The organism is Microbacterium sp. 22195 (assembly GCF_052056515.1).
In the GTDB taxonomy this organism is placed as follows: Bacteria; Actinomycetota; Actinomycetes; order Actinomycetales; family Microbacteriaceae; genus Microbacterium.
In genome coordinates this window covers 73,298-89,462 of the sequence record NZ_JBQEPE010000001.1, presented here as the reverse complement: position 1 = coordinate 89,462, position 16,165 = coordinate 73,298, and the positions used below count along the sequence as shown (strand labels likewise).

The 16,165-nt window shown below is 69.1% G+C and carries 14 protein-coding genes; 4 read left to right on the top strand and 10 right to left on the bottom strand.

Annotated features, from left to right (window positions below; genetic code table 11):
• Window positions 1-2: 2 nt before the first annotated feature.
• From mraY to ACTJJ4_RS00400, 7 genes are all read right to left on the bottom strand, one after another.
• Complete coding sequence (gene mraY / locus ACTJJ4_RS00430) at window positions 3-1,112, bottom strand: phospho-N-acetylmuramoyl-pentapeptide-transferase (protein WP_440941564.1); 1,110 nt, start codon at window positions 1,110-1,112, stop codon at window positions 3-5.
• Window positions 1,109-2,521, bottom strand: coding sequence for a UDP-N-acetylmuramoyl-tripeptide--D-alanyl-D-alanine ligase (locus ACTJJ4_RS00425; protein ID WP_440941563.1), 1,413 nt, complete (start codon window positions 2,519-2,521; stop codon window positions 1,109-1,111). Before ACTJJ4_RS00425 ends, mraY begins: the two co-directional genes overlap by 4 nt.
• Window positions 2,522-2,551: 30 nt before the next feature.
• The gene (locus ACTJJ4_RS00420) at window positions 2,552-4,336 is read right to left on the bottom strand and encodes a peptidoglycan D,D-transpeptidase FtsI family protein (RefSeq protein WP_440941562.1); all 1,785 of its coding nucleotides are present in this window, start codon (window positions 4,334-4,336) and stop codon (window positions 2,552-2,554) included.
• A gap of 21 nt (window positions 4,337-4,357) precedes the next feature.
• Entirely contained in the window at window positions 4,358-4,984 is a 627-nt protein-coding gene (locus ACTJJ4_RS00415; protein WP_440941561.1) for a hypothetical protein, read from the bottom strand.
• The gene (gene rsmH, locus ACTJJ4_RS00410; protein ID WP_292703743.1) at window positions 4,981-5,919 is read right to left on the bottom strand and encodes a 16S rRNA (cytosine(1402)-N(4))-methyltransferase RsmH; all 939 of its coding nucleotides are present in this window, start codon (window positions 5,917-5,919) and stop codon (window positions 4,981-4,983) included. Before rsmH ends, ACTJJ4_RS00415 begins: the two co-directional genes overlap by 4 nt.
• A 98-nt stretch (window positions 5,920-6,017) precedes the next feature.
• On the bottom strand, window positions 6,018-6,449 hold the full coding sequence (gene mraZ / locus ACTJJ4_RS00405; protein ID WP_285630089.1) for a division/cell wall cluster transcriptional repressor MraZ: 432 nt from the start codon (window positions 6,447-6,449) through the stop codon (window positions 6,018-6,020).
• 268 nt (window positions 6,450-6,717) lie between these two features.
• Window positions 6,718-7,107, bottom strand: a complete 390-nt coding sequence (locus ACTJJ4_RS00400) for a DUF3040 domain-containing protein (protein ID WP_285630088.1) — start codon at window positions 7,105-7,107, stop codon at window positions 6,718-6,720.
• 93 nt (window positions 7,108-7,200) lie between these two features.
• Between ACTJJ4_RS00400 and ACTJJ4_RS00395 the strand changes: the two genes are divergently transcribed.
• The gene (locus tag ACTJJ4_RS00395; protein WP_440942790.1) at window positions 7,201-8,280 is read left to right on the top strand and encodes a polyprenyl synthetase family protein; all 1,080 of its coding nucleotides are present in this window, start codon (window positions 7,201-7,203) and stop codon (window positions 8,278-8,280) included.
• Window positions 8,281-8,332: 52 nt separating this feature from the next.
• Here the strand turns inward: ACTJJ4_RS00395 and ACTJJ4_RS00390 are convergent, their stop codons facing one another.
• Window positions 8,333-8,677 carry an Rv2175c family DNA-binding protein gene (locus tag ACTJJ4_RS00390; protein ID WP_440941560.1) on the bottom strand — a complete coding sequence of 115 codons (345 nt, stop codon included), beginning with the start codon at window positions 8,675-8,677 and terminating at the stop codon, window positions 8,333-8,335.
• 133 nt (window positions 8,678-8,810) lie between these two features.
• Between ACTJJ4_RS00390 and ACTJJ4_RS00385 the strand changes: the two genes are divergently transcribed.
• Together ACTJJ4_RS00385 and pknB are read left to right on the top strand one after the other, a co-directional pair.
• Window positions 8,811-9,986: a LysM peptidoglycan-binding domain-containing protein gene (locus tag ACTJJ4_RS00385; RefSeq protein ID WP_440941559.1), complete on the top strand. Its 1,176-nt coding sequence runs from the start codon at window positions 8,811-8,813 to the stop codon at window positions 9,984-9,986.
• An 82-nt stretch (window positions 9,987-10,068) separates the two neighbouring features.
• Window positions 10,069-12,015: a Stk1 family PASTA domain-containing Ser/Thr kinase gene (gene pknB, locus ACTJJ4_RS00380; protein ID WP_440941558.1), complete on the top strand. Its 1,947-nt coding sequence runs from the start codon at window positions 10,069-10,071 to the stop codon at window positions 12,013-12,015.
• A 66-nt stretch (window positions 12,016-12,081) separates the two neighbouring features.
• On the opposite strand, the gene ACTJJ4_RS00375 is transcribed toward pknB, so the two are convergent.
• Together ACTJJ4_RS00375 and ACTJJ4_RS00370 are read right to left on the bottom strand one after the other, a co-directional pair.
• Complete coding sequence (locus ACTJJ4_RS00375) at window positions 12,082-13,419, bottom strand: class II 3-deoxy-7-phosphoheptulonate synthase (RefSeq protein ID WP_285630080.1); 1,338 nt, start codon at window positions 13,417-13,419, stop codon at window positions 12,082-12,084.
• Between the two features lie 56 nt (window positions 13,420-13,475).
• The gene (locus ACTJJ4_RS00370; protein WP_285630078.1) at window positions 13,476-14,171 is read right to left on the bottom strand and encodes a lysophospholipid acyltransferase family protein; all 696 of its coding nucleotides are present in this window, start codon (window positions 14,169-14,171) and stop codon (window positions 13,476-13,478) included.
• A 117-nt stretch (window positions 14,172-14,288) separates the two neighbouring features.
• On the opposite strand from ACTJJ4_RS00370, the gene ACTJJ4_RS00365 reads away from it, so the two are divergent.
• Window positions 14,289-16,115 carry an AMP-dependent synthetase/ligase gene (locus tag ACTJJ4_RS00365; protein ID WP_440941557.1) on the top strand — a complete coding sequence of 609 codons (1,827 nt, stop codon included), beginning with the start codon at window positions 14,289-14,291 and terminating at the stop codon, window positions 16,113-16,115.
• Window positions 16,116-16,165: the final 50 nt, after the last annotated feature.

Below are 16,165 nucleotides of genomic sequence, written 5' to 3'. Positions count from 1 at the left end.
CGTCAGCCGTTCGAGGCCTGGGCGAACCAGTTGACGTAGAACAGACCGACCGCGGTCGCCGCCAGCAGGCCCGCGATGATCCACAGCCGCACGACGATGGTGACCTCGGCCCATCCGCGCATCTCCAGGTGGTGATGGAACGGGCTCATCAGGAACAGCCGCTTGCCGCGGGTGAGCTTGAAGTACGCGCGCTGCAGGATGACCGAGCCCGAGGACAGCACGAAGATGCCGGCGATCACGAACAGCAGCAGTTCGGTGCGGGTGAGGATCGCCATCGCGGCGACGACGCCGCCGATCGCCATCGAGCCCACGTCACCCATGAAGACCTTGGCCTTGGGCGCGTTCCACCACAGGAATCCGATCAGGCCGCCGGCGAACGCCGCCGCCACGATCGCCAGGTTCAGGGGCTCGCGCACCTCGTAGCATCCGACGGTGTTCGCCCCCTCGCCCACGCAGGACTGCTTGAACTGCCAGAACGCGATGAGACCGTAGGAGCCGACGACGAAGATGCCGGAGCCGGCGGCGAGTCCGTCCAGGCCGTCGGTGAGGTTGACGCTGTTGGACGTGGCGACGCCGATCACGGAGATCCAGATGAGGTAGAGGATCCAGCCGAGCACCGCGCCGAAGGCGAACAGGTTGAGCCAGGCGATGTCCCGGAACAGCGACACGGACCCGCTGGCCGGCGTCTGGCCGAAGGAGTTCGGGAAGTTCAGCGCGACCACGCCGAACGGGATGAGGACCGCCAGCTGGCCGATGATCTTGCGCCATCCCGACAGCCCCAGGCTGCGCTGGCTGCGGACCTTCATGTAGTCGTCGATGAAGCCGACCACGCCGAAGCCGACCATCAGCCACAGCACGAGGATCGCGGACAGGCCGGGCGTCATGCCCCCGAAGAAGGTTCCGGCGAAGTAGCCGACGATGGTGCCGAGGATGAAGATGACACCGCCCATGGTGGGCGTGCCCCGCTTGGCCTGGTGGCTGGGGTTGGCGATGTCCTCGGGGGTGCGGATGACCTGCCCCCAGCCGATCCTGCGGAACAGCTTCAGGAACACCGGGGTCAGGAAGAGCGAGAAGGCGAGCGAAATCGCCGTCGCCATAAGCAAGGACCTCACGAGAACAATTCTCCCAGACGATCGCCGAGATGCCGGAGCCCGACGGAGTTCGACGATTTCACGAGCACGCGATCGCCGTCGCGCAGCTCGTTCTTCAGATATTCGAAGGCGGCCTCCTGATCGGGGAGGTGAACCGCCTCGCTGTCCCAGGACCCCTCGCCGACGGCGGCGAGGTAGAGACGGCGGGCCTCGGCGCCGACGACGACGATGCGCTGGATGTTCAGCCGCACGGCCAGCAGCCCGATCCGGTCGTGCTCCTCCCCCGCGGACTCGCCGAGCTCGCTCATGGCGCCGAGGACGGCGACCGTTCGCTCGTCCGGGCCGGTGATCTGCGCGAGCGTGCGAAGGGCGGCCGCCATGGAGTCGGGGCTGGCGTTGTACGCGTCGTTGATGATGCGCACGCGCTCATTGCCCATCGGCTGCATGCGCCAGCGCTCCGCCACCTCGACGGTCTCGAGACGGGAGATCGCCGTGGCTGCGGGTACGCCGAGCACGCCCGCCGCCGCGATGGCGGCGAGGGCGTTGGAGACATGATGCGCACCGAGCACCTGGAGATGCAGCGGCAGGCGCTCATCGCCGCGGATGACGGTGCAGGATGTGCCGTCGGCCGAGACCGCGATGTCCTCGGCGCGCACGTCGGCGTCCGGAGCCTGGCCGAAGGCGACGGTCGTCATGCCGCGCTCGTCGGCGATGTCGTGCATGGCCCAGACCCGCGGATCGTCGATGTTCAGCACCGCCGTCCCGCCGGCGCGAGCGGCGAGCACGAGCTCGGACTTCGCCCGCGCCGTGGCCTCGATGCCACCGAACCCTCCGGCGTGGGCGAGGCCCACCATGAGGACCACGGCGACGTCCGGCTCGACGAGCCCGGCCAGGCGCGCGATGCTGCCCTCACCCGCCGCGCCGAACTCGCTGACGAGGAAGCGGGTGGTGTCGGTGACGCGCAGCATGGTCAGCGGTGCGCCGACCTCGTTGTTGTACGAGCGGATGGGGGCGACGGTCTCGCCCTCGTCCTGCAAGATGCGGGCGAGGAGGTTCTTGGTCGTGGTCTTGCCGTTGGATCCGGTGATGCCGACGATCCGGAGGGAGCCTGCGGCACGCACGCGCGCGACGACCGCCCTGGCGAGATCGGCCAGCGCCTGCACGGCGTCCGCGACGACGATCTGCGAGACCTCGACGTCGACGGGGTGCTCCACGATGGCCAGCACGGCGCCCGCCTCCACCGCGGCGCCGACGAAGCGGTGTCCGTCGGTGGTCTCGCCCGGCTTGGCGACGAAGATCGACCCTGCCGTCATCTCCCGGGAATCGGTGTCGACGGCGCCGTCGACGACCGTCGCAGCGGTGTCCGCACCGGCGAGGCGCAGCTCACCGCCCAGGATCTCCGCGATCTCAGCGAGTGAGAGAGCGATCATGTGGCATCTCCATGCACGGCCGAACGCCGTTCAGTTGAATTTCGGAAGCAGCGGGCCCATCGGCTCCGACGAGGGCGCGACGTGGTAGGTCTTGAGCACCTGGGTCATCGCCTGCTGGAACGCCGCGGCGTTCGCGGCGGAACTCCTCATCTTAGTCGGCTCGTCCAGAGTGACCACGACGACGTACTGCGGGTCCTCGATCGGGGCGATGCCCACCATGCTGGTGAAGAAGACGCCGCTCTTGTACTTCCCGTGCCCGTCGGTCTTCTGCGCGGTACCGGTCTTGAGACCGATCCGATACCCGTCGACCTTGGTCGTCTTGGCGTTGCCGCCCTGCACGGCCACGTTCTCCAGCATCTGCCGCACAGCGGCCGCGGTCTCGGGCTTGATGATCTGCTCGCTCTGCGGTGCGGTGGCCTCGTGCACCGTGCCGTCGGCGTCGGTGCAGGACTCCACCAGGGACAGGTCGATCTTCTTCCCGTCGTTCGCGAGCGCCTGGTAAGCGCCGGCGATCTGCGCCGGGGTGACGGTGAACGCCTGACCGAACGTCGTGGTGTACATGGTCGTGCCGTCCCACTTCGCGGGATCCCGGAGGAGGCCGGACTGCTCGGCGGGGAAGCCGATGGCGGTCTTCTGGCCCACGCCGAAGCGCTCCAGGTACTCGGCGCGGGTGGCCGGATCGACCTGGGTGCCGAACTTCGAGAGGCCGACGTTCGACGAGTCGATGAGCGCCCCGGCGAGGGTGTAGTCGTACACGGGGTGCGGGAAGGCGTCGTTGATGACCGTGCCGTTGGGGAACTTCTCCCGCGCCGGCACGGTGACATGCGACAGCGGAGTGGCCTTGCCCTGGTCGATCACGGTCGCGGCCGTGATGGCCTTGAACGTCGATCCGGGCTCATACGCATCCGAGAAGATGTGCGAGCGCCAGTACTCCGGGTCCACCGTGTTGACGTTGTTGGGGTCGACGGAGGGGTATTCCGCAGCCGCCCGGATCTTGCCGGTCTTCACCTCGACCACCGTGGCGGTCGCGGCCTTGGCGCCCTGGCGCTGCGCCTGCTCGCCGATCATCTGCTGCAGGTACCACTGCAGGTCGCTGTCGAGGGTGAGCTTGACCGTGCCGCCGTCCACGGCTCCGACGATCCGCTCGCTGCCGGGGATCCGCACGCCGCCCTGGCCCTTCTTGTAGCTGATCGAGCCGTTCGTGGCGGCCAGGCACTGCTGATCCATCCGCTCGATGCCGTACTGCGCCTTGCCCTCGCCGTTGAGGAAGCCGACGATGTTCCCGGCGACCGCGCCGTTCGGGTACACCCGGATGGCGCGCGCCTTGCTGTACACGTAGGCCAGCCCCAGGTCACGCAGTGCGAGGTACTTCTCGGTGGACAGTCCGTTCTTCAGCTTGGCGTACTGGCTGTTCGGGTTCTTCGCGAGGGCATCCGAGACGAGCTTGCGCACGTCGTCGCCGGTCATCCCGACGATCGCGGCGATCTTCTCACTGGCCTCCGCCCACGGCATCTTCGGCTTCTTCTTGGGATCGGTCTGCTTCTCGTAGTCGTCGATGAGCTTGGGGTCCAGCTGCGCGTCGTACACGAACGCGTCCGAGGCCAGCACCGTGCCGTCCTCGTCGACGATGTCGCCGCGGGCACCGGGCACCGGGCTCGAGCCGCCCAGCTTGCTCAGCGAGGCGGCGACGTTGTCATCGGCGTGCACGACCTGGATGTCGATGAGCCGGAAGACGAAGGCCGACAGCACGGCCAGGATGACGGCGAGTGCGACGACCGTGCGCCGTCGCGTTCCGCGTGTTGCTCGAGTCGTCATGCGGCGGTCTCCATCCTGGGACTAGCGGGTGGTCGGCGAGGGCAGGCCGTCGGTGATGGCGGGAGGCAGGTCGGGCTGGGTCGCGGCGTCCTGAGCGGTCGAATCGGCTGCCGGAGCACCGTCCGCCGGCACGCCGTCGGCCGTGCTGCCTTGAGCGTCGGCGCCGTCTGCCGGCGTCTCGGTGGATGCCGAGGGGGGCGGCGCGAGCAGGGCGTTGCCGACCTTCGTGGGCCCGTTCGGCGTGACCGTCGAGACCCAGGACGCGGCGTCCCCGGCGCCGAGCACGGCGCCGTCGCTGAGCCGGAGGTACGACGCGGCTCCCGCGACGACGAGACCCATGGCATCCGCCCTGGCCGCGAGTGCCTGCGGCGAGTTCAGCGCCACCAGCTCATCGCCCAGCGCCTGCTTCTGCAGGCTCAGCTCGTGCTGCTGGTTGTTCAGCTTCGCCAGCGCGAAGGCATCCTGAGTCGAGGCGAGCGACACGATCATCTGCGCGGCGCCGATCGCCAGCGCCCCGCCGACGGCGAGAGCCGCATAGGCGAGCTTCGGTCGGCGCAGCCCTGCGGGCGCGGTGACCGCCCGCAGCCGGCGTGCGGGTGCGGGGCGCGTCTCGGTGCGCGGCTGGACGCGGACGTTCAACAGGCTCATGCCGACTCCCTGAGCTTCTCGGCGGCGCGCAGTCGCACCGGGATGGCACGCGGGTTGCGGGCACGCTCCTCCTCGCCCGCGAGCTCAGCGCCCTTGGTCAGGATGCGGAAGCGGGGGGCGTGCTCCGGCAGCTCGACGGGGAGCCCTGCGGGCGCGGTCGATGCGGATGCCGCCGCGAACGCCTGCTTGACGAGGCGGTCCTCGAGGGACTGGTACGCCATGATCGCGATGCGACCGCCCACGTTCAGAGCATCCATCGCCGACGGGATGGCGTCGGCCAGCACGCTCAGCTCGGAGTTGACCTCGATGCGCAGCGCCTGGAAGACGCGCTTGGCGGGGTGTCCGGCACGCTGGGCCGCCGCGGGCGTCGCAGCGACCAGCAGGTCGACCAGCTCGCCGGATCGGGTGAGCGGCTTCTCGGCGCGCGCCGCGACGATGAACCGGGCGTAGCGTCCCGCGAGCTTCTCCTCGCCGTAGCGCTCGAAGATGCGGCGCAGCTGTCCCTCGCTGTACTCGGCCAGGATGGTCGCGGCCGTGCGCCCCTTGGTCTGATCCATCCGCATGTCCAGCGGCGCGTCCTTGGAGTAGGCGAAACCGCGGTCGGCCTCGTCGAGCTGCAGCGAGGACACACCCAGGTCGAACAGGATGGCGGACGCGCCCTGCGCGTGCAGACCGATCTCGTCGTACACGCTGTGCACGAGGGTGACGCGGTCACCGAACGGCGCCAGCCGCTCCCCCGCGATGCGCAGCGCGTCGGTGTCGCGGTCCAGGCCGATCAGCCGGATGTGCGGGAAGCGCTCCAGGAAGGCCTCGGAGTGCCCTCCCATCCCGAGGGTGGCGTCGACCAGCACGGCGCCGTCGTGCGCCAGCGCGGGGGCGAGCAGCTCGATGCAGCGCTCGAGGAGCACTGGGGTGTGGATGTCGCGGAGGCTCATCGTCTTCTATCCCGTGACCTCCGGCTCTGATTCCTCTCCGCTCGACCCGGCACCGGGGAAGTGTGTCGGGGCAGAGCGGCGAGGCATCACAGCCGTGGTCAGAACAATCCGGGAATCACCTCCTGTTCCAGATCTGAGTAGGACTCTTCGTTGCTCTCCAGGTACGCGTTCCAGGCGGACGCGTCCCAGATCTCGGCGTGGGCGCCGACTCCGGTGACGACCAGTTCCTTCTCCAGTCCGGCGTACTGACGCAGATGGCCGGGGATGGTGATGCGGTTCTGGCTGTCGGGCATCTCCTGGCTCGCCCCCGAGAGGAACATGCGCAGGAAGCTGCGGGCCTGCTTGTCGGTGAGCGGGGCCTGACGGATCTTCTCGTGCTGCGCCTCGAACTCGGCGGTGCTGAAGACGTACAGGCAGTGCTCCTGGCCTCGGGTCACGACGATGCCGCCGGCGAGGTCCTCGCGGAACTTCGCGGGAAGGATCACACGGCCCTTGTCATCGAGCTTCGGAGTGTGCGTCCCCAGCAGCATCGGCCAAATCACCCCCTCTGCGTCCGGCCAACTCGAGGTGCGCACCACTTTACTCCACTTCCCTCCACTTTCCTACGACGATCTGGGCTCATTCCCAGCCTTCCGCCGACTCGGAACGCAGAAACCCCCGTGATCTCGCGGGATCACGGGGGTGGAGGACGGTGGAGGGCTGGTGGAGGGAAAAGGGAGGATGCGGCGCGTCAGGACACGAAAAAGCCCGGATGCTCTGCATCCGGGCTTCGTCTGAGGGTCAGATCATCACTGGGGATCAGCGCTCATCCTGTCGCCTGTCCCATCGATCGTTCATCCGATCCATGAACGAGGAGTCGCGTGATCGCTGCGCGCGCGGAGCGCCATCGGGACGGGACCCGTCGAGCGGACGGCGGACGGGCGTGAAGGCGAGGATCGCTCCACCCAGCATCGCGAGGAACGCGACCACACCGATGATGATGCTGCCGACGGCTCCGATGCGCCCGCTCGCGACGACGGCGGCGATCAGACCGCCCACGCCGACCAGCAGCAGGAGCGCACCGTAGATCAGGTTGCGGTAGCTGAGTGCACGATCACCGGACGGCGCCGTGACGACATCGGCATCGTGCTGAAGGAGATGGCGTTCCATCTCGTCGAGCATGCGCTGCTCTTGTTCGGAAAGAGGCATCTCCGACCCCCTTGGTTCGTTCTATCCACTCTACTCGCCTCGAAGAGCGAGCGGCTAGCCGGGCGCCGTCGAATTCCTGCATCTAGGCTGGGAATCGTGCCCTCCACCCTCGTCTCGGACGCCGTCGCCGCACGCCTTGAGAGCTTTCTCATCCGAATGCAGGCCGACGCGGCCGACTACGGCCCGGATGCCGTGCTCTTCCTGGACGCGGCGCGGACCACTCTGCTCGGTGGGAAGCGCCTGCGCGCCCGCTTCTGCCATGCGGGCTGGCGAGCGGCCGCACCGGCTCCGGATGCCGATGCCGCCCCGCTGTGGGGACTCTGCTCGGCCCTGGAGATCTTCCAGTCCGCGGCGCTCGTGCACGACGACCTGATCGACAACTCCGACACCCGACGCGGACGCCCTGCGTCCCACCGCGAGCTCGAGGCCGCTCACCGGGCCGCCGGGTGGGCGGGCGACGCCGAGGCGTTCGGCCGCTCGTCGGCGGTGCTGCTGGGCGATCTGCTGGTGGCCTGGAGCGATGATCTGCTCGAGGAGGCGCTGCAGGGGCATCCGCATGCCGCGGCGACGAGGGCCGAGTACGCACGCATGCGCCGTGACGTGACGGTCGGGCAGATGCTCGACATCACCGAGGAGTCCGCATGGAGCGTGAGCGAGCCGGAGGCGCTGCTGGAGCGCGCCCTGCGCGTCGCATCGCTGAAGTCCGCGCGTTACAGCGTGACCGAGCCGCTGCTGCTCGGCGCCACGCTGGCCGGTGCCGACGAGCCGCTGCTGGCGTCGCTGCGCGCCTTCGGGCATCCGATCGGGATGGCCTTCCAGCTGCGCGACGACATGCTCGGCGTCTTCGGCGACCCGCGCCTCACGGGCAAGCCCGCCGGCGACGACCTGCGGGAGGGCAAGCGCACGGCGCTGATCGCCGTCGCCCGCGAGAGGCTGTCCGCCGCGGACCGCGGCGCGCTGGATGGGGCCCTCGGCGACCAGCGCCTCTCCCCCGACGACGTCGCCGCGCTGCAGCGTCTCATCGAGGAGACCGGTGCGGTGGCGCGGATCGAGGAGATGATCGCCGGCTTCACCTCGGATGCCGAGCGGGCCCTGGCGGCGGCGGACATCGATGGCGATGCGGCCGACGATCTTCGCGCGCTGGCGGATGCCGCGATCGCTCGCTCTGCGTGAGACCGGGCTGGAGCCGGCGCTCAGCCGGCCGCCCGTGCGACGAAGGGGACGCTCAGGCGAGGGTGCGTGCGATGCGACGCACTTCGCTCTTGTGCCCGTCGAGCAGAGCCGCGATCGGGGTGCGCCCGAGCGTGTCCTCCTCGGCGAGCAGCCAGTCGATGGCCTCGTCGTCGCTGAATCCAGCATCCTGCAGGGCGATCACCGTGCCACGGAGCGAGGTGAGCGGGCGACGGTCGACGATGAAGACGGCCGGCACGGCGAACGCGCCGTTGCGGCGCGAGCCGATCAGATAGCGCTCGTCGAGCAGCCGGCGCACACGACCAGGCGTCTCGCCGAGTACCTCGGCCAGGTCGGGAATGGTCAGCCAGTCGGCGGTTTCAGCGGCGTTCTCAGACACGTCTCCACTATCTCATCCCACCTCCCTTCCGACATCATCGGGAACTCGATTCACTCCAGTAACAGCAGCCACTTCTGTTGACAACTCTTTACATACGTGTCAGCGTGTCTTCAGGATCACCAGGGGGAATCGCATGCATAATCTTTCGACTCGCACCGGCGCAATCCGATTCGGCGCACCCGCGGCGGTCATCGGAGCACTCGCCGCCGTGCTCACGGCCGCACCCGCCGACGCCGCCGAACCCGTGCGCAGCGCACCCGTGCCGGCAGGCGTGCTCCCTTCCGTCGCACCGCGCCCCGTGACGGCGGCGGTGCACGCGGCCGCCCGCCCGACCTCCTATGTCGTCCGACCCGGCGACACGGTCTCCAGCATCGCGATCCGCAACGGCCTGCGACCGGCGGACGTCCTCGCCTGGAACGGCCTGGGCTGGCGTTCCGTGATCTACCCCGGCCAGACCCTGCGCCTCGCTCCCGGTGCAGCGCCCGCCGCCGCCGCCGCACCCGCCGCGGCGACTGGCGCCGTGCACACCGTGGTGCGCGGCGACACGGTGTACGCGATCGCGCGCAAGTACGGCACCACCGTCGCGAACATCATCGCCGCGAACGGGCTGGGCCGCTCCGCGGCGATCTTCCCCGGGCAGAAGCTCAATGTCGGCGCGTCGGCGGCTCCCGCTGCCGCCCCGGCGCCCGCCACCGCACCCGCACCCGCTGCGGCACCGGCACCCGCTGCGGCACCGCCCGCTCACACCGTGGCACGCGGCGACACGCTGTTCGGCATCGCGAAGAAGTACGGCACCACGGTGTCCGCGCTCCTGCAGGCCAACGGACTCGGCACAGGCAGCATCATCTACCCGGGCCAGACGCTCCGCCTCGCTCCCCCGGCACCGGCGCAGCGCTCCGCCGACCTCGACGCCGCCCAGCGCGCGAACGCGGTGCGCATCATCCAGATCGGCCGCGAACTGGGCGTTCCCGACCGCGGCATCGCCATCGCACTGGCGACCGCGATGGTCGAGTCCACCATGCGCAATCTGGACCACGGCGACCGCGACTCCCTCGGCCTCTTCCAGCAGCGCCCCAGTCAGGGATGGGGAACGCCCGAGCAGATCCTGAACGCCGATCGCAGCATCCGCGTGTTCTACGGCGGTGCGGGCGACCCGAACGGCATCGCCAGCAAGGGCCTGCTCGACATCTCGGGCTGGCAGGGCAAGTCGTTCACGGACGCGGCGCAGTCCGTGCAGGTCTCGGCCTACCCGGATCGCTACGGACTCTGGGAGCAGCAGGCCCACAAGTGGGTCGCGACGCTGCGGTGACGCGCCAGTCGTCACCGGATCGAAACCTGTCGCAGGTGCGCCGTTGCCCGGGCTCACAGCCTGTTCTTCATAGACTCGTGCTGTGAACACTGCGCAGGCCGACCCCCTCATCGGGCGGCTTGTCGACGGCCGGTACCGGGTGCGAGCACGGATCGCACGCGGCGGCATGGCGACGGTCTACGTCGCCACCGACATGCGCCTGGAACGACGCATCGCCTTGAAGGTGATGCACGCCCATCTGAGCGACGACTCCGCCTTCCAGAGCAGGTTCATCCAGGAGGCCCGATCGGCGGCACGGCTGGCCGATCCGCATGTCGTGAACGTGTTCGACCAGGGCCAGGACGGCGACCTCGCCTACCTGGTGATGGAGTACCTGCCCGGCATCACCCTGCGCGAGCTGATGCGCGAGCAGAAGCGGCTGACCGTGGCCCAGACGATCACGATCATGGACGCTATCCTCGCCGGTCTCGCCGCGGCGCACCGCGCCGGGATCGTGCACCGCGACGTCAAGCCCGAGAACGTGCTGCTCGCGGAGGACGGCCGCATCAAGATCGGGGACTTCGGGCTCGCCCGCGCCACCACCGCGAACACCGCCACCGGAGCGCAGCTGCTGGGCACGATCGCGTACCTGGCGCCCGAGCTCGTCACCCGCGGGACGGCGGATGCCCGCAGCGACATCTACGCGCTGGGCATCATGCTGTACGAGATGCTCGTCGGCGAACAGCCGTACAAGGGCGAGCAGCCCATGCAGATCGCGTTCCAGCACGCCACAGAGCAGGTGCCGCGCCCCAGCGTCCGCAACCCCGGAGTGCCCGAGCAGCTCGACGAGCTCGTGCTCTGGGCGACCGAGAAGTCGCCCGACGAGCGCCCGCTGAACGCGCAGGCGATGCTCGATCGCCTGCGCGAGATCGAGCGCGAGCTCGGCGTGACGCCCGTGCCGACGGCGACCGTCGCGCCTTCATCGGGGCACGATTCCGGAGCGGTCACCAAGATCCTCCCGATGGGCACGGCGGTCATCTCCGACCCCACCGCTCCCGTGGCCGCGGAGTCCGTCGACAACGGCGCGCGCCTGCGGCAGCGCACCGCACGGCGGCGCGCGCGGGGGGCGCTGCTGCTCTCACTGGTGCTGCTCCTCGCCGTCGCGGCGGGCGGGATCGGCTGGTGGTTCGGCTCCGGGCCCGGATCGCTGATCGCCGTCCCGACCGTCGCAGGGATGCCGCTGGCGGATGCCGAGAAGGCCATCGCCGCCGAGAACCTGAAGTCCACCACGACCGCGAAGTCCGACCTCAACGTGCCCGCCGGCGACGTGATCGACTCCGACCCCGGGGCGGGCGAGCGCGTCGAGAAGGAGAGCACTGTCACGCTGATCGTGTCGTCGGGCCCCGCCAAGCACACCATCGGCGCACTGTCCGGACTGACCGAGTCCGCCGCACGTCAGAAGCTCGACGCCAACAACCTCAAGGTCGACAAGAACGTCGAGGAGTACTTCGACAAGCTGGGCCCGAACCTCGTGCTGAACGTGCGGATCACCCCGCGCGCGGGCGGCGAGCCCTACGCCTGCGGTGACGGCTGCGAGGTCTTCGAGGGCGACAAGGCGCAGATCCAGGTCTCCCTGGGTCCGGTCCCGAGCGTCGTCGGCAAGCCGCTCGACGAGGCGAAGCAGATCCTGGAATCCGCCCGGCTGAACGTGAACTCGGAGACGCCGGAGGACTGGAGCGACACCGTCGCCAAGGGCTCCGTGATCGCGCAGAGCGCGGAGCGCCAGGGCGGCGGCAGCTGGCGCCCCGACGACACCGTCACGCTGACGGTCTCCAAGGGCCCGCAGCCGATCACCGTTCCGAACGTCGTCGGCATGACGCTCACCAAGGCCAAGGCCAAGCTCGAGAGCATCGGCCTGAAGGCGTCCTACCAGGGCTGGGGCGATCTTCCCGGTTTCGGCGACCTCGCGACGGTCATCGAGCAGAAGCCCGGGGACGGAACGCTGCCCAAGGGCGGCACGGTCAAGCTCACCCTCAAGCTGCAGGGCTGATCGCCCCGCGGATGCTGACAGCCGCTCGCGGCGACGGTCAGCATCCGCGGAGCCACCCGCCGAGGGTCAGCGCTTCTCGAGCTCCTCGGCCACGAGGAACGCCAGCTCCAGGCTCTGCATGTGGTTCAGACGAGGGTCGCACAGGCTCTCGTAGCGCGTCGCGAGGGAGGCCTCGTCGATGTGCTCCGAACCGCCCAGGCACTCGGTGACGTCGTCGCCGGTGAGCTCGACGTGGATGCCGCCGGGGAACGTGCCCACGGCGCGGTGCGCCTCGAAGAAGCCGCGCACCTCGTCGACCACGTCATCGAAGCGGCGGGTCTTGTAGCCGGTCGAGGTGGTGATGCCGTTGCCGTGCATGGGGTCGGTCACCCACAGCGGGGTGGCGCCGGAGTCCTTGACCGCCTGCAGCAGCGGCGGCAGGGCATCCCGGATCTTCCCCGCACCCATCCGGGTGATGAAGGTGAGACGCCCGGGCTCGCGGTTCGGGTCGAGCTTGTCGATCAGCGCGAGAGCGGTGTCGGGCGACGTGGTGGGGCCGAGCTTGACGCCGATGGGGTTGCGGATGTGCGAGAAGTAGTCGACGTGCGCGTCGTCGAGGTCGCGGGTGCGCTCCCCGATCCACAGGAAGTGCGCCGAGGTGTTGTACGGCGTGCCCGTGCGGGAGTCGATGCGCGTCATGGGGCGCTCGTAGTCCATCAACAGACCCTCGTGCCCGGTGAAGAACTCGACGCGCTTGAGCTCGTCGAAGTCGGCGCCGGCCGCCTCCATGAACTTGATGGCCCGGTCGATCTCGGCCGCCATGCGCTCGTAGCGCTGGTTGGCCGGGTTCTGCGCGAAGCCCTTGTTCCAGGAGTGCACCTCACGCAGGTCGGCGAAACCGCCCTGCGTGAACGCCCGGATGAGGTTCAGCGTGGACGAGGCCATGTGGTAGCCCTGCAGCAGACGTCCGGGATCCGGCTGACGGGACTTCTCGGTGAAGTCGTATCCGTTGACGATGTCGCCGCGGTAGGCCGGCAGCGTGACGTCGCCGCGGGTCTCGGTGTCGCTGGAGCGCGGCTTGGCGAACTGGCCGGCCATTCGCCCCATCTTCACCACCGGCATCGAGGCGCCGTAGGTGAGCACGACGGCCATCTGCAGCACGGTCTTGATGCGGTTGCGGATCTGATCGGCCGTCGCACCCGCGAAGGTCTCGGCGCAGTCGCCGCCCTGCAGCAGGAAGGCGTTGCCCGAGGCCGCTCTGGCCAGCCTGGTGCGGAGGTTGTCGACCTCACCGGCGAAGACCAGCGGCGGCAGCGTCGCGATCTGCGAGGACACCTCCGCCACCCGCTCGGCGTCGGGCCACTGCGGCTGCTGCTTGATCGGAAGGGACCGCCACGCGTCGAGTTCAGGGTGCGAGGGAAGCATCCACCCAGCTTAGTGTCCGCCCGAGGTCGCTCCCCGCGCTGTGACGGGCCTGCGGCTCAGCGGCGCCGGGCCTTCTGCGGCAGCCGGTCCTTCACCGTGGAGGCGTACACGTCGTCGTACTCCTGGGCGCCCAGCCGCTGCAGCGCGATCATGATCTCGTCGGTGACGGCGCGCAGGATGTAGCGGTCGTTCTCCATGCCCGCATAGCGGGAGAAGTCCAGGGGCTCCCCGATCAGCACGCCCACGCGTCCCACGTTCGGGATGCTCTGCCCGATCGGCATGATGACGTCTGTGTCGACCATCACGACGGGGATCACCGGGACCTTCGCCTCCAGTGCCATGCGAGCCAGGCCCGTGCGACCGCGGTACAGCTTGCCGTCGGGGCTGCGGGTGCCCTCGGGATAGATGCCGAGCAGGTCTCCCCGGCCCAGGATCTGCAGGCCGGTGTTGAGGGACGCCTCGGATGCCTTGCCGCCGGAGCGGTCGATGGGGATCTGGCCGGTCCCCTTCATGAACACCTTGGTGGCCCATCCCTTGAGGCCGCGGCCGGTGAAGTAGTCGCTCTTGGCGAGGAAGGACATCGGCCGGTCCAGCAGCAGCGGCAGGAAGATCGAGTCGGCGAAGGAGAGGTGGTTGCTCGCGAGGATGGCAGCACCCGACGCGGGCACGTTGTCGCGCCCCACGATCCAGGGTCGGAAGATCGCCTTGACCAGCGGCCCGATCGCGACGTACTTCATCAGCCAGTAGAACATCGTGCAGAAGTCTAGCCTCGCGGCCACCCTCGCGACCGAGTTTCAAGTTTTCTGCGACTGGATGCCATGACCTAGACTCGGGGTGTCACCCGTCAATCCGGTACCGAAGGAGCTGCCGTGACCCAGTTCGAAGCCCCCGCCATCGTTCCCGCCGATCCCGAGGCGAACGCGTCCGATCTGCTCGCGATCCGCGCCAAGGAGACGCCGGATCTGGCCATCTTCTCCGTTCCCGACGGCGCCGGCTGGCGCGACATCTCCGCCAAGGACTTCGAGACGGCGGTGATCGCCCTCGCCAAGGGGTTCGTGGCCGCAGGCATCCAGCCCGGCGAGAAGGTCGGCTTCATCGCGCAGACCACCTACGAGTGGACCCTCGTCGACTTCGCGCTGTTCTACGCGGGCGCCGTCATGGTCCCGGTCTACGAGACCAGCTCACCCGCGCAGATCCAGTGGATCATGGAGGACTCCGGGGCGATCGCGCTGATCGTCGAGTCCCCCGAGCACTTCGCCCGCGTGGACGAGGTGCGCGGCGACCTGCCGCTGGTGCGCGAGGTGTGGCAGCTGCACCTGGGCGCGATCGACGCGCTCACCGCGAAGGGCGCGGAGATCGAGGACGCCGAGATCGAGCGCCGCCGCAACCTGGCGGTCGGCTCCGACATCGCGACCCTGATCTACACCTCCGGATCGACCGGCCGCCCGAAGGGCTGCGTGCTCACGCACAGCAACTTCGTCGAGCTCTCGCGGAACGCCGCCGAGTCGCTCAAGCACGTCGTCTACACCCCCGGCGCCTCGACCCTGCTGTTCATCACCCTCGCGCACGTGTTCGCCCGGTTCATGTCGATGCTCTACATCCACGCGGGCGTGCGCGTGGGGCATCAGCCCGACACCAAGCAGCTGCTCGCCTCGCTGGGCTCCTTCAAGCCGTCGCTGCTGCTCGCAGTCCCCCGCGTGTTCGAGAAGGTGTACAACTCGGCAGAGCAGAAGGCCGAGGCCGGCGGCAAGGGCAAGATCTTCCGCGCAGCCGCCGCCACCGCGATCGAGCACTCCACACTGCAGGAGCGCGGTGAGAAGGTGCCACTCGGCCTGAAGCTGAAGTTCGCCCTGTTCGACAAGCTGGTGTACTCCAAGCTGCGCCAGGCCATGGGCGGCAACGTCGTCTACGCCGTCTCGGGTTCCGCTCCGCTGGGCGACCGCCTCGGGCACTTCTTCCGCAGCCTCGGCGTGGTCATCCTCGAGGGCTACGGTCTCACCGAGACGACCGCGCCGGCGACCGTGAACCGCGAGGACGGCTTCAAGATCGGCACGGTCGGTCCCGTGCTCCCCGGCGTCGGCATCCGTCTCGCCGACGACGGCGAGATCGAGGTCCGCGGCATCTGCGTGTTCAAGGAGTACTGGAACAACCCCGAGGCGACCGCCGCCGCGTTCCACGACGGCTGGTTCCGCACCGGCGACCTGGGCTCCTTCGACTCGGACGGCTTCCTGACGATCACGGGTCGCAAGAAGGAGATCATCGTGACCGCCGGCGGCAAGAACGTCGCCCCGGCCGTGCTCGAGGACCCGATCCGCGCGAACCCGATCGTCGGGCAGGTCGTCGTGGTCGGAGATCAGAAGCCGTTCATCGCGGCACTGGTGACGCTGGACACCGAGATGCTGCCGACCTGGCTGGCCAACAACGGGCTCCCCGCGGACATGTCGCTGGCGGATGCTGCGAAGAACCCCGCGGTGCACGCCGAGGTGCAGCGCGCGATCGACCGCGCGAACAAGTCGGTCTCGCGCGCCGAGTCGATCCGCAAGTTCACGATCCTGCCCGTGGAGTGGACCGAGGCGAGCGGTCACCTGACGCCGAAGATGTCCATCAAGCGCAACGTGATCCTCGCGGACTTCGCCGACCAGATCGCCGAGATCTACGAGGCCCCCGTGCACACCACCACGACGCCGCTGGGCTGATCCTCAGCACCGACAGACGATGAGGCCCTCCGCGCACCGCGGAGGGCCTC

What these genes read in the sequence shown, in the direction of transcription:
- ACTJJ4_RS00425 (WP_440941563.1), bottom strand. Translation starts at nt 2,521, where the DNA reads ATGATCGCTCTCTCACTCGCTGAGATCGCGGAGATCCTGGGCGGTGAG.
- ACTJJ4_RS00420 (WP_440941562.1), bottom strand. Translation starts at nt 4,336, where the DNA reads ATGACGACTCGAGCAACACGCGGAACGCGACGGCGCACGGTCGTCGCA.
- ACTJJ4_RS00415 (WP_440941561.1), bottom strand. Translation starts at nt 4,984, where the DNA reads ATGAGCCTGTTGAACGTCCGCGTCCAGCCGCGCACCGAGACGCGCCCC.
- rsmH (WP_292703743.1), bottom strand. Translation starts at nt 5,919, where the DNA reads ATGAGCCTCCGCGACATCCACACCCCAGTGCTCCTCGAGCGCTGCATC.
- mraZ (WP_285630089.1), bottom strand. Translation starts at nt 6,449, where the DNA reads ATGCTGCTGGGGACGCACACTCCGAAGCTCGATGACAAGGGCCGTGTG.
- ACTJJ4_RS00400 (WP_285630088.1), bottom strand. Translation starts at nt 7,107, where the DNA reads ATGCCTCTTTCCGAACAAGAGCAGCGCATGCTCGACGAGATGGAACGC.
- ACTJJ4_RS00385 (WP_440941559.1), top strand. Translation starts at nt 8,811, where the DNA reads ATGCATAATCTTTCGACTCGCACCGGCGCAATCCGATTCGGCGCACCC.
- ACTJJ4_RS00375 (WP_285630080.1), bottom strand. Translation starts at nt 13,419, where the DNA reads ATGCTTCCCTCGCACCCTGAACTCGACGCGTGGCGGTCCCTTCCGATC.
- ACTJJ4_RS00370 (WP_285630078.1), bottom strand. Translation starts at nt 14,171, where the DNA reads ATGTTCTACTGGCTGATGAAGTACGTCGCGATCGGGCCGCTGGTCAAG.